We start from the raw sequence: 11,081 nt of genomic DNA on the forward strand, positions 1-11,081 counted from the left end.
CCGAGACCGCCGCGTTTCGCCGCTCAGGCGGCGGCGGTCTCCTGGCGGGCGGGGACGGGCAGGTCCGTACGGCGGGTGCGCTCGCGCAGGATGGTCCTGAGCACCCGCAGGCCGTCCCGTACGGCGTGCAGGTTGCTGGTGCCGTGGATGCGGCTGCGCTCGTGGCTGGGAACCTCCCGGATCACGAGCCCGGCCTGCGCGGCGCGCACGTTCATCAGCGTCTCGATCTCGAAGCCGTCGCAGTCGAGGGCGAGGGCGTCGAGGTGGCGGGCCCAGAAGGCGTTGTAGCCGTAGCAGAGGTCGGTGTAGCGGGTGCCGTAGAGGCGGTTGGTGATCAGCGTGAGCATCCGGTTGCCGAGCGAACGGGTCGGGCTGATGTCGTCCGAACCGCCTCCGGGGGCGTAGCGGGAGCCCTTGGCGAAGTCGGCGCCCTCGACCAGCGTGGTCACGAAGGCGGCGATCTCCCGGCCGTCGGTCGACCCGTCGGCGTCGATCATGACGATGATGTCGCCCGTGGCGGCGGCGAACCCCTCGGTGAGGGCGTTGCCCTTGCCCCTGCGGGTCTGCGTGACGACACGCAACCCCGGACGGAGCGCCCTGGCGACGGCCACCGTGTCGTCCGTCGAGTTGCCGTCGACCAGGATGACCTCGTCGATCCAACCGGGCAGGGTCGCGAAGACGTGGGGTAGGTTGGCGGCCTCGTTCATGGCGGGAACAACCACGCTGACACTGGCGGCGAAGGGAGCGCTGTTCATGGTCACAGGATCGCCCGGCATCCCTGCAGCCCACTTGAAGCTCTCTTGAAATGACGCCCTCCGCGGCCGTGACCTGCCGTTATGGCGAAGGTCCCGAGCCGCTGGAAGGCCGCTAGAAGGGGAGCGCCTTGCCTGACGGGGTGCGGAGGTCGAGCGGCACCGGCTCACGTGGGGGACGCGGACGTTGGATGACGTGGATCCTTTTCACGATCCCGCTCCTTTCTGGGCTTGATCACCGGGTGTTACCCACGTGAAGCCCAAGAATCACCTATCTGCGTATCACATGAAGCACACTAGCCACACGTTCCGCCGCCGTGGCGACATCTTCGGCCTGTCCTATGCGGCCGGCCCATGAGAGCCAGAACCACCATTCGCCGTCCTCCTCGTGGGCGGCGAGGACATCCTCGGTCATGGTCGGAACCATCGGGTTGATCACGTGGAGGTGGGGATACGGTCCCGGGGACGCCTTCAGGCGCACCTGGAAGGAGTGCGCCTCCAGTTGGGAGGCGAGTCGCCGCAGATGGTCGACGGCCTCGCCACGCTCTGCCGTCATGTGGATCACTCCTGGCGGACGGTGTTGGCTTTAATGTGCAGAGTGCGGTTTGGCGGGATGTGAGGCAATCGGCCCCTCGCTGGATCGGCGCAGGACCAGTGGAATACACCAGAAAGTTGTCGCTGTTCCGTGCGTAAACCGCGAATAAAGGGAATGCAATGCACGAGCATGCTTACGCTGTGCTTCGCTCTCGTTAATCTTGTGTAAACAGCGACGGGGAGGCGCCGTGGCCCGAGGTGAACACGCTCCCGCATGCGCGCGCCGCTGGCGTGATCAGGCCCACTCAGAGCAGTGGACGCCGTGGCAGACCGCGCAGGCCATCCACGGCTGCTGCGGTGTCAGCCTCCTCAAGGCGCACCGGCTGGCCAGGGGATGGTCGGCCAGGCAGGTCATCCAGGAGCTCGAGGAGATGTGCGAGCGCCAGGACCTGGGGGAGGCCCGAGCCAGCATCGACCTCCTCAACGCCTGGGAGAACAGGCGCGCGCGCCCGCGCCCGCAGACCATCGACCTGCTGGCCCGACTCTACCGGGCGAACGCGGTACGGCTCGGCCTGGCCGGAGACTACTGCGACGACGACGGCGGGACCAGGGTCGTCGTGCTCTCCGGTGGTGAGGGCCGCGCGCCGTACCGCGCCGAGGACCGGATCGCCGACGACATGGAGCGGCGCGCGCTGTTCCACCACGCGCTGCTCGGCTCCCGGTTTGTGATGAACGGGCGGCTGCTCGCCGAGGTCGAGCGGACCCGCCAGGAGGTCGACCGCACCCTCGCCTTCACCACCGTGTCGGAGGAGCAGCTCGACTGGCTCGACGAGCAGGTGCTCCGCTACCGCCGCGAGTACATCACCAGCGCCCCGTTGCCGATGCTTTACCGGCTGATGCTCGAACTGTGCGACGTGCGGACGCTCGCCGCCGCCAGACAGCCCGCGATAGCCCAGCGCCGCCTGCTCAGCGCCACCGTGATGCTCGCGCTGCTGTCGGCGGACGCGCTGATGAAACTCGGCGACACCCGCCAGGCCCACGCCTGGTACGGCACCGCGCGCACCGCCTCCGACGACATGGGCGATCTGCGGCTGCGCGCCCTGGTCAGGGCTCAGCAGGCGATGCTCCCCTACTACTACGGCGACCTCGCCGAGACCGTACGGCTTGCCAGAGAGGCCAGGATGCTCGCCGGAAGCGCCCCCAGCTCCCCCGCGGCACTGGGCGCGGCGGCCGAGGCGCGGGCACTGGCCAGGCTCGGTGAGCACAAGGCCGCCAGGATCGCGCTGGCCGAGGCCGAGCGGATCTTCGCCAGGATGCCCCCGGAGGGCCACGACCACCTGGCCTTCCGCTTCTCCGAGCGGCGCCTGCAGTTCTACCGGATCGGCACCCTGATCGAGCTGGGGGAGGAGGTCGACTGGACCCCCGGCCCCTCGGGGACCTACGCCATCGACCCGGTGCTCATCCTGCTCGACCAGGCCGCGCACCTGGTCCGTAACGGCAAGATCGACGATGCCTGCCACCTGGCGGAGAAGGCACTGCTCCAGGTGCCGCCGGAGCACCGTACCTCCATCGTGCTCAGCCGTGCCAGGGCGGTGCTGTCGGAGGTGCCGGAGAGACGGCACAGGGTCACGGCGGTGCGTCGTCTCACCGACCTGCTCGCCGACGCCACACCGGTCAGCTGATGGGCCCGCTCGCGGAAGCGGCGTTCACGGTTCTGCGTGAGGTCTGTGAGGATCTGGGGATCGACCACCGGGACGCCGAGCTCCTGCGTGTGCGCAGCAACGCCGTCTTCAAGCTGCGCAGCAGGATCGTGGTCAGGATCGCCACCGCGCCGAACGCGCTGACCAGGCTTCCGCTGGTCCTCGCGGTCGCCCGCTGGCTGGCCCAGCAGGGGTTTCCCGCGGTGCGCCCCGCCGACGAGATCTCCGACCAGCCGGTGGTCCACGAGGGCAGGGTCGTGACCTTCTGGCACTACGTCCCGGCCAGCGGCCGTCCCACGACCACCGAGCTTGGCGAGATCCTCCGCAGCCTGCACCTGCTGCCGGTGCCTCCGGTGGCGCTGAAGCCGTTCGCCGACCCGCTGGCCGAGCTGCGGGGAACGGTCGACGGCTCCGCGGTGCTCACCCCCTGCCAGCGGGCCTGGCTGCTCGATCGCATCGCCGAGCTGTCCGAGCGCTGGTCGGGACTCGACATGAACGGCTCCCCGGTGCTGTTGCACGGAGACGCCTGGATCGACAACCTGCTGCGCTGCACCGACGGCCACGTGGTGCTCTGCGACTGGGACGGTGTCGCGGTCGGTCCCCGCGAGTGGGACCTGGTCCACACCTACCACGGTCAGCGCCGCTTCGGCCTGACCACGGCGGACGTGGACGCCTTCGCCGACGCCTACGGCAGCGACCTGCGCTCGTGGCCGGGATACTCCACGCTCATGGAGATCCGGGACATGTACGCGATCGGCATCCACATCCGCAACGCCGGGGCCGACCCCTTCTCCCGTAGCGAGCTTCCCCGCAGGCTCGACTCCCTGACGAAAGGGGAGCAGCACGTCCGGTGGTACATGTCGGAACCGGCTACTGTCTCCCCTTAAAGATCATCATGCGGGGGGACGGAACCATGCCGAAGGCTGCTTCACCGTACCTTTCACATTCGTAACACTCCGGCCGTGCTCCAGGCGCACCTGAGCCGGCCGCTCGCCCGTGGTCAGCGCGTGCCGCCCGCCTTGCGCCCGCGCATGTCGGCCATCGTCAGGTGGGTCGTCCAGGAGATGCCGTGCTCGACCCTGCCGGGGCGAGGTCCGGCCACTTTCCCCGCGTGTGACTCCAGCGAGGAGGCGGCGGACGCGGGGGTGGACAGAAGTAGCGTTGGCCCGGTCCCGAAGGCCACGGCGAGCAGGGCGAAGGCGAGGCTCTTCGAGGATTTCATCGTCACTCCGTCAAGGGTGAAAGAGATGTTTGGAAAGTGTCACGGATGGCGTGCCGGACACGAGTTCATTACTCCCCTGCTGGTTTTCCGAGTAAACAGGGAACAGTCTGTATCAATGTTCGAGTAAAGTGTCGGAAATGAAATAAAATATGCGTCCATTTCGTGTTGATCGGCGCCTTTCATGTCTTGTTGGGCGTCGCGGCGCCGTCCGCGTAAAGGCGGCGTTCGCCATGCTCGTGGGTACGGTGAGGCCGGCCCTCGGAAACCAGTGGCCCGGCGGCGCCCGCTTCCCGGCGGCCGGGAACGGCGCGCCTCTCCGATGAGCCATCCCGTGCCCGCATTCGGCATCCCGAACTCCGGCCGACATCTCGTCCGTAAAGTCGGGTGTGGAGGATATTCGGACGTCCGTCTCGGGCTTCGGCCGTATGCCTTAATGCTTTGGGGATTGTGGGGGGGCAATGTTGGATTATTTGGTTTTCCCGGGCATGGGGATGGACACGTCCGTGTGCGGGAGAACGGTCCCCTCCCGCACGGTGTGACATCTCCGCGCGGGCCGCGACGTCGCCGGTCGCCCTCCCCGGCGAACGCGGGGAATCATCCCGGTAGCTTTCCACCATGACCACCATCGCTGTCACAGGAGCCACCGGCAGGCTCGGCGGGCGCGTCGCCGCCAGGCTCGCCGCCGCCGGGACCGATCAGAGACTTGTCGTCCGTGACCCCGCCCGCGCGCCACAACTGGCCGGGGCGGAGGTCGCGCGGGCCGACTTCGCGGATGCGGAGGCGGTGCGCCGGGCTCTTGAGGGGGCCGGGACCGTGCTCATGGTCTCCGCCTCTGAGGCTCCCGACCGTGTCGCCCAGCACCGCACCTTCGTGGACGCCGCGGTCGCCGCGGGCGTCGGGCACCTGGTGTACGTCTCCTTCTACGGAGCCGCCCCCGACGCCACGTTCACCCTCGCCCGCGACCACTGGGCGACCGAGGAGCACATCCGGGCGCAGGGGGTGCCCTTCACGTTCCTGCGGGACAACATGTACGCCGATCTCCTGCCCCTGATGGCCGGAGAGGACGGAGTCCTGCGCGGCCCCGCCGATCAGGGGCGGGCCTCGGTGGTCGCCCTCGACGACATCGCCGACGCCGCCGTCGCCGTGCTGGGCTCGCCCGGCGAGCACGCGGGTGCGAAGTACGACCTGACCGGTCCCGAGGCGCTCACCCTCGGCGAGATCGCCGCGACCATCACCGCGGTCACGGGGCGCGCTGTCACCTACCACCAGGAGACGATCGAGGAGGCCTACCGGTCAAGGGCCCACTACGGCGCCCCTGACTGGGAGGTCGACGCGTGGGTTTCGACCTACACGGCCATCGCAAAGGGCGAGCTGGACGGTGTCAGCGACGCCGTACCGCGCCTGACGGGACATCCCGCGACGTCGCTGGCCGACCTGTTCGCCTCCTAAGCCCGTCGCTCGCCGTGCCGCCGCCGTGAAGGGCCAGGACCGTCGGGTTTCTCGCCTCTTCACGGTCGCCGCGCGGCGGGCGGCTCAGCCCGCGACCCTGTCCGGTACGGCCCGCGAGGCCAGCGGGAACGTGACCCGCACGCCGTACCCGCCGTCGTGCAGCGGGCCCGTGAACAGCCTGCCGTCGAAGAGCGCGACCCGCTCGCGCATGCCGATCAGCCCGTGCCCGTGCCGTTGCCCCCGCTCCTGCTCGCCCGCGTTCCCGGTACGGCCGTCGCGCGGCCCCTCGTCGAGGATCTCCAGTTCGAGCGCTCCGAGCCGGTAGGAGACCGTCACCCCGGCCGAGGTCCGGCCCGCGTGCCGCAGGGTGTTGGCGAGCGCCTCCTGGACGATGCGGTACGCCGACAGGTCCAGGCCGGGCGGAAGCGGGACCCGGTCGCCCTCGACGCTCAGCCGTACGTCGAGCCCGGCGCCCCGCATCTGCTCGACCAGGTCGTCCAGCCTGGCGAGGCACGGCTGCGGCGCCAGCCCGTCGGCCTCCGCGCCGGTGCGGAGCAGCCCGAGGATGCGGCGCAGCTCCTCGACCGCGTCGCGACCCGTTTCCTCGACCACGTGCAGCGCCTCGCGCTCGGTGAGCTGCTCGGGCCTGAGCATCAGCCGCGCTGCGCCCGCCTGCATCACCATGACGCTGACGCTGTGCGCGACGACATCGTTGAGTTCGCGGGCGATCCGGGTGCGCTCCTCGGCCACGGCCTCGCGGGCCAGCAGTTCCCCGCGCTCCCGGGCCTGGACCGCGATCTCCCGGTGGCGCCGTACGGCGACGCCCGCCCCGGCCGCCATGAAGGTCATCCCGAGCGCGATCGCCACGTCTCCCGCCCCAGGGGGCTGAGGGGACGTGGCCAGCATGGCGCCGACGAACACCGCCGTCATGATCACCCCGGCGACGGTCCGCCGGTCGCGCGTTGGCACCTTGCCGAGCAGGGTGAACAGCAGTAGGAGCTGGACGAAGAACTGCCAGGCGGTCACGGGCTCACCGGACCACACGAGCGCCGCGGCGATCGCCGGGGAGTACAGGCATATCACGGCGAACGGCGCGCGCCTGCGCAGCAGGACCAGCACTGAGGCGGCGATCGCGGCCGTGATCCACCAGCCGGGGTGGGAATGGCCCGGCACGCGGGTGGGCATGTCGAGCTCCTCGACCACGGAGAGTGCCGCGGTGACCGCCGCGAGCAGCCAGTCGATCGCGTTCGGGGGGCGGCAGCGGTCCATGAGACGAGGGTAAAGCGGACAACCGGTCGGTGAAATCCGCCTTGAGAGGGATAAGAGGCCCGGGAGGGCGCTTTGAACGGGAGGGCGCTTTGAAGGGGTACGGGGCCAGAAACGGCGCCTTGAGGGGATAAGGGGCCAGGAGTGGTCGGGTACCCGTCCCGGCGGGGGACGGGTACCCGGCGGGGTCAGAGCTCGATCAGGGACATGTCCGGGTAACGGTCGCCGATCGCGCCGTCCGGCGGCAGGGCCGCTTCCAGGGCGGCGAGCGCGTCAGGGGTCAGCGTGATGCCGGCCGCGGCCGTGTTCTCCTCCAGGTAGCGCAGCCGCTTGGTGCCGGGGATCGGGATGATGTCCTCCCCCCTGCTCAGCAGCCAGGCCAGGGAGAGCTGGGCCGGAGTGCAGCCCGCCTCCTCGGCGATCTTGCGGATCCCGGCGACGAGTTCCTCGTTGCGCGTCCCGTTCTCCCCGGCGAACCGGGGCAGGTACCTGCGGAAGTCGTCGTCGGGCAGCTGGTCGGCCGGGCCGAGCACACCGCCGAGCAGTCCCCGGCTGATCGGCGAGTAGGCGACCAGCGCGATGCCGAGTTCCCTGGCCGTCGGCAGGATCTCCGCCTCGATCCCCCGGGTGAACAGGGAGTACTCGCTCTGCAACGCGGAGATCGGGTGCGTGGCGTGCGCCTTCCTCAGCGTGTCCGCGTTCACCTCCGACAGGCCGATCCGGCCGACCTTGCCTGCCTCGACCAACTCGGCCATCGCGCCGACGGTCTCCTCGATCGGCACCTCCGGGTCGCGGCGGTGCAGGTAGTACAGGTCGATGTGGTCGACGCCCAGCCGTCCGAGCGAGGCGTCGGCCGCCTGCTTGACGTAGGCGGGGCTGCCGTCGACGCCGCGCTCGGCGCCCTCGCCCCTGACGACGCCGAACTTGGTGGCCAGCACCACCTCGTCCCTGCGGTCCTTGATCGCCCGGCCGACCAGCTCCTCGTTGTGGCCCCTGCCGTACATGTCGGCGGTGTCGATGAAGTCGACCCCCAGGTCGAGGGCGCGGTGGATGACCGCGATCGACTCGGCCTCGTCGATCTGGCCGTAGAACTCCGACATCCCCATACAGCCGAGTCCGATGGCCGAGACCTCGGGGCCTTCCTGACCAAGACGACGCCTGTTCATTGACTCTCCCGTGCTTTATAGAAGTCGATCTTGTAATCGAGGACCTCCAGGTCCTCGGTGAGCTGCGCGATCTGCGTCCTGACCCGATCCCGGTGGGCCTCCAGCATCCGCCGCCGTTCCGCCGAGGTCGCGGGCCCCTGTCTGCGCAGTTCGGCATAGCGGCACATCTCGGCGATCGGCATGCCGGTCGCACGCAGTCTGGTGAGGAAGTCGAGCCAGTCCAGATCGGGTGAGGTGTACTGACGGTGTCCGGCCGGGTCCCGTCTCACCATGTGTATGAGCCCGATGCGCTCGTAGTAACGCAGGGTGTGCGCGCTCAGCCCCGATTTGCGCGAGGCCTCCTGGATGGTGATCCCCATGAGACCACCTTGCTCCTTAGAGTGCGCTCTAAGTCAAGCGGGGACGTGCGGGCGGTACCCCTGGGGGAACGACCCTGAGGAGGCCTGCCCTACCATCGCGGGTTTTCTCCCAGCTCATGGGCCTGTGCCGATGGAGATCCCCCTGAAGCGGGCACCACCGTGACCCTGGGCTCCTCGGGGTTTGGTCAGGGGCGATTAGGGATCATTTCGGGTGTTCCGTATTGAGGCCTCTCGCCATGGTTGACCCATGGCAAGTCAGGCTTTTACCGGATCGAGAATGATCCTCGGTGGTTACGCGGCGATCGCCGCCGGAACCGTGGCGATGACGGGGTTGCACCTGGTCACCGGGCTCGACCCGGTGCACACCGTGATCAGTGAGTACGCGTTCCACCCCGACGGCTGGCTGCTGCCCGTCTCCCTCGGACTCTTCGCCACCGCCGCGACCGTGTTCGGCGTGGTCCTGGCCCGGCGGGGCGAGGACCGCGGGGCCGCGGCGCTGGTCGGCGTCTGGGGCCTGTGCATGCTCCTGATCGGAGCCTTCCCCACCGACCAGCCCGGTGTTCCGCTGTCGATGTCCGGTGGCATCCACCGGTACGCGGCGTTCGTGGCCTTCCTGACCATGCCGATCGCGGGCCTGATCATGGCCAGGCGGCACGTCGAGAGCCGGTACGCCCGCTCGGTGCGGTTGCTGAGCCTGGCCTCGCTGGGCGTGCTGGTCCTGGTGGTCATCCCCTACGTCGTGCGGATGTTCGGGATCGACCTGACCAACGACGACATCCCCGCGGGGGTGACCCAGCGGCTGGTCGTGGTCTTCGAGGTGGCGGTGCTCACGATGCTCGGCCTGGTGGCGCGGGCCCGCGGCGGGTACGCCCGTGCCCCGATCTCCGCGGCCGCCCGTGTTTCCGTCGCGGGCTCGGTGGTCCGCTGACCCGGGCCCGCCGGGCCTGGCCCGCTCTGGCGGGTCCGGCGGCGAGAGCCGGTGGTTCTGAGAAGGATGTGTGTTTTGTCGTCCGCCTGCCGTACGCTCCCGGAAAATCGATCAATGGAGAGGTGTGGCATGGCGGCGCGGAGCACGTACCTGGAGCTGTCGGAGGACGGCGGAAGCTCCCACAAGTTCTACGAGGTCGTGCACGACGGGCTGCAGGTGACGATCAGCTACGGCCGGATCGGTGAGCCGGGTCAGTCCAAGATCTCGGCCTTCGCCACCGAGGAGAAGGCCGCCGCGGCGGCGGCGAAGAAGATCGGGGAGAAGGTCAAGAAGGGTTACGCCCCGGCCGTGCGCGGGGTGCGCCAGCGCCGCACGGTCACCCGGCGCAGCGTGGAGAGCGTCCGTTCAACCGCGACCCAGGCGCCGGTGCTGTGGCGTTTCGCCAGCGGCGCGGCGGCGTTCGGCATCTTCGTCGACACCGAGCGCTGCTGGGTCGGCAACCAGAACGGCGATGTCTACACCGTGACCCACCAGGGTGACGTCGTCGGCCGCTTCCGGCTGCCGGATGGCGTGAAGTGCATCGTCGCCGACGACTTCTGGATCTACGCGGGGGCCGACGACGGCAAGGTCTACGACCTCAGCGGGAAGGTGCCCAGGGTCGCCTACGAGATCGCCGAGGACGTCGACATCTACTGGCTGGACATCCACGACGGAGTGCTCGGCGTCTCCGACAGGGCGGGCCGGATCACCACCATCGACCACGAGGACGAGTTCCAGTGGGCGCGCAAGGGGCGGGGTGACTCGGCCTGGATGGTCCGCTGCGACGACGAGGCCGTCTACCACGGCCACTCGACCGGCGTCGCCCGCTACGACGCCGAGGACGGAAAGCCGGTCTGGGAGACGGGCGTCGCGGGCGCGGTGCTGTTCGGCTGGCAGGAGGCGGACTCGGTCTATGCCGGTACGGCGCGCGGCGCCGTGCACAGGCTGCGTAAGTCCGACGGAGCGACGGAAGCGGTCTACCGCTGCGACGCGACCGTCTTCTCCTGCGCGACCGCCCCCGGAGGCCGTTACGTCTTCGCCGGAGACAACCACTCCTCGGTCTACTGTTTCGACCAGAGCGGCGAGCGCCTGTGGAAGCTGGCCACGGGCTGCGGCTCGGCCTTCTCCATGCAGTATCTCGACGACCGCCTCTACATCGTGACCACGGACGGCACCCTGGCCTGCATCGACGCGACCGAGGAGGCGATCAGGGCGGCCCAGGCGGGCACCGTCCCCGAGGTGGTCGACGTCAAGGCGGCGGCGAGCCTGGCCGTGGTCGAGCCGGCCGTGGCGCTGGAGACCGTGGTGCTGGACACCATCGCCGACGCCGACGGCGGGGTGGTCGTCGAGTGCTTCAGCGAGGGGGAGCGGCTGCGGGTCAGGGTGGTCAGCGAGGGTTACGATTCGCTCTGGAACGTGCAGTTCCCCAAGGGCGTGCGCGAGGCCGGGGCCCGCTACATCGTCGAGGGGGTCCGCAGCTCCGCGCGGGGCGGCTTCTACCGCGCCTACGGCGACATCAGGCGTCTGCTCTGACGGTCTGTTCTGACGGCGGGATGCGGGGGAGCGCCCCCGTCGGAGCCAGGTTCCCGGCCTGACCGGGTCGCCACCGGGTCGCCAGGAAGACTCCTGTCGTACGTGAGCCGCTCGTCGTGGATTTGTCATGACC

11 protein-coding genes are annotated in these 11,081 nt (G+C 69.5%); 5 read left to right on the forward strand and 6 right to left on the reverse strand.

Annotation, left to right across the window (positions count from 1 at the left end):
* Window positions 1–23 precede the first annotated feature (23 nt).
* Together AB0395_RS11865 and AB0395_RS11870 are read right to left on the reverse strand one after the other, a co-directional pair.
* The gene (locus AB0395_RS11865; RefSeq protein ID WP_366279592.1) at window positions 24–755 is read right to left on the reverse strand and encodes a glycosyltransferase family 2 protein; all 732 of its coding nucleotides are present in this window, start codon (window positions 753–755) and stop codon (window positions 24–26) included.
* A gap of 268 nt (window positions 756–1,023) precedes the next feature.
* Window positions 1,024–1,308, reverse strand: coding sequence for a hypothetical protein (locus AB0395_RS11870; protein ID WP_366279595.1), 285 nt, complete (start codon window positions 1,306–1,308; stop codon window positions 1,024–1,026).
* 226 nt (window positions 1,309–1,534) lie between these two features.
* On the opposite strand from AB0395_RS11870, the gene AB0395_RS11875 reads away from it, so the two are divergent.
* Window positions 1,535–2,968 carry an XRE family transcriptional regulator gene (locus AB0395_RS11875; protein ID WP_366279598.1) on the forward strand — a complete coding sequence of 478 codons (1,434 nt, stop codon included), beginning with the start codon at window positions 1,535–1,537 and terminating at the stop codon, window positions 2,966–2,968.
* Complete coding sequence (locus tag AB0395_RS11880; RefSeq protein ID WP_366279600.1) at window positions 2,968–3,873, forward strand: aminoglycoside phosphotransferase family protein; 906 nt, start codon at window positions 2,968–2,970, stop codon at window positions 3,871–3,873. Before AB0395_RS11875 ends, AB0395_RS11880 begins: the two co-directional genes overlap by 1 nt.
* 113 nt (window positions 3,874–3,986) lie before the next feature.
* Here AB0395_RS11880 and AB0395_RS11885 read toward each other — a convergent pair whose 3' ends face one another.
* Window positions 3,987–4,208, reverse strand: coding sequence for a hypothetical protein (locus AB0395_RS11885; protein WP_366279602.1), 222 nt, complete (start codon window positions 4,206–4,208; stop codon window positions 3,987–3,989).
* 615 nt (window positions 4,209–4,823) lie between these two features.
* On the opposite strand from AB0395_RS11885, the gene AB0395_RS11890 reads away from it, so the two are divergent.
* A complete protein-coding gene (locus tag AB0395_RS11890; protein WP_366279604.1) occupies window positions 4,824–5,657 on the forward strand; it encodes an SDR family oxidoreductase in 834 nt (277 codons plus the stop codon).
* A gap of 84 nt (window positions 5,658–5,741) precedes the next feature.
* Here AB0395_RS11890 and AB0395_RS11895 read toward each other — a convergent pair whose 3' ends face one another.
* The 3 genes from AB0395_RS11895 to AB0395_RS11905 form a co-directional block, all read right to left on the reverse strand.
* Window positions 5,742–6,926 (reverse strand): histidine kinase, encoded by a 1,185-nt coding sequence (locus AB0395_RS11895; protein ID WP_366279607.1) that lies wholly within the window; start codon window positions 6,924–6,926, stop codon window positions 5,742–5,744.
* A gap of 185 nt (window positions 6,927–7,111) precedes the next feature.
* Window positions 7,112–8,089, reverse strand: a complete 978-nt coding sequence (locus tag AB0395_RS11900) for an aldo/keto reductase (protein WP_366279610.1) — start codon at window positions 8,087–8,089, stop codon at window positions 7,112–7,114.
* On the reverse strand, window positions 8,086–8,448 hold the full coding sequence (locus tag AB0395_RS11905; protein WP_366279613.1) for a MerR family transcriptional regulator: 363 nt from the start codon (window positions 8,446–8,448) through the stop codon (window positions 8,086–8,088). Before AB0395_RS11905 ends, AB0395_RS11900 begins: the two co-directional genes overlap by 4 nt.
* A 277-nt stretch (window positions 8,449–8,725) precedes the next feature.
* On the opposite strand from AB0395_RS11905, the gene AB0395_RS11910 reads away from it, so the two are divergent.
* Together AB0395_RS11910 and AB0395_RS11915 are read left to right on the forward strand one after the other, a co-directional pair.
* On the forward strand, window positions 8,726–9,376 hold the full coding sequence (locus tag AB0395_RS11910; protein WP_366279616.1) for a DUF998 domain-containing protein: 651 nt from the start codon (window positions 8,726–8,728) through the stop codon (window positions 9,374–9,376).
* A gap of 129 nt (window positions 9,377–9,505) precedes the next feature.
* Window positions 9,506–10,948 carry a WGR domain-containing protein gene (locus tag AB0395_RS11915; RefSeq protein WP_366279617.1) on the forward strand — a complete coding sequence of 481 codons (1,443 nt, stop codon included), beginning with the start codon at window positions 9,506–9,508 and terminating at the stop codon, window positions 10,946–10,948.
* Window positions 10,949–11,081: the final 133 nt, after the last annotated feature.

Origin of the sequence: Streptosporangium sp. NPDC051023 (assembly GCF_040689595.1) — a bacterium.
In the GTDB taxonomy this organism is placed as follows: domain Bacteria; phylum Actinomycetota; class Actinomycetes; order Streptosporangiales; family Streptosporangiaceae; genus Streptosporangium.

What these genes read in the sequence shown, in the direction of transcription:
- AB0395_RS11865 (WP_366279592.1), bottom strand. Translation starts at nt 755, where the DNA reads ATGAACAGCGCTCCCTTCGCCGCCAGTGTCAGCGTGGTTGTTCCCGCC.
- AB0395_RS11870 (WP_366279595.1), bottom strand. Translation starts at nt 1,308, where the DNA reads ATGACGGCAGAGCGTGGCGAGGCCGTCGACCATCTGCGGCGACTCGCC.
- AB0395_RS11880 (WP_366279600.1), top strand. Translation starts at nt 2,968, where the DNA reads ATGGGCCCGCTCGCGGAAGCGGCGTTCACGGTTCTGCGTGAGGTCTGT.
- AB0395_RS11885 (WP_366279602.1), bottom strand. Translation starts at nt 4,208, where the DNA reads ATGAAATCCTCGAAGAGCCTCGCCTTCGCCCTGCTCGCCGTGGCCTTC.
- AB0395_RS11890 (WP_366279604.1), top strand. Translation starts at nt 4,824, where the DNA reads ATGACCACCATCGCTGTCACAGGAGCCACCGGCAGGCTCGGCGGGCGC.
- AB0395_RS11895 (WP_366279607.1), bottom strand. Translation starts at nt 6,926, where the DNA reads ATGGACCGCTGCCGCCCCCCGAACGCGATCGACTGGCTGCTCGCGGCG.
- AB0395_RS11900 (WP_366279610.1), bottom strand. Translation starts at nt 8,089, where the DNA reads ATGAACAGGCGTCGTCTTGGTCAGGAAGGCCCCGAGGTCTCGGCCATC.
- AB0395_RS11905 (WP_366279613.1), bottom strand. Translation starts at nt 8,448, where the DNA reads ATGGGGATCACCATCCAGGAGGCCTCGCGCAAATCGGGGCTGAGCGCG.
- AB0395_RS11910 (WP_366279616.1), top strand. Translation starts at nt 8,726, where the DNA reads ATGATCCTCGGTGGTTACGCGGCGATCGCCGCCGGAACCGTGGCGATG.
- AB0395_RS11915 (WP_366279617.1), top strand. Translation starts at nt 9,506, where the DNA reads ATGGCGGCGCGGAGCACGTACCTGGAGCTGTCGGAGGACGGCGGAAGC.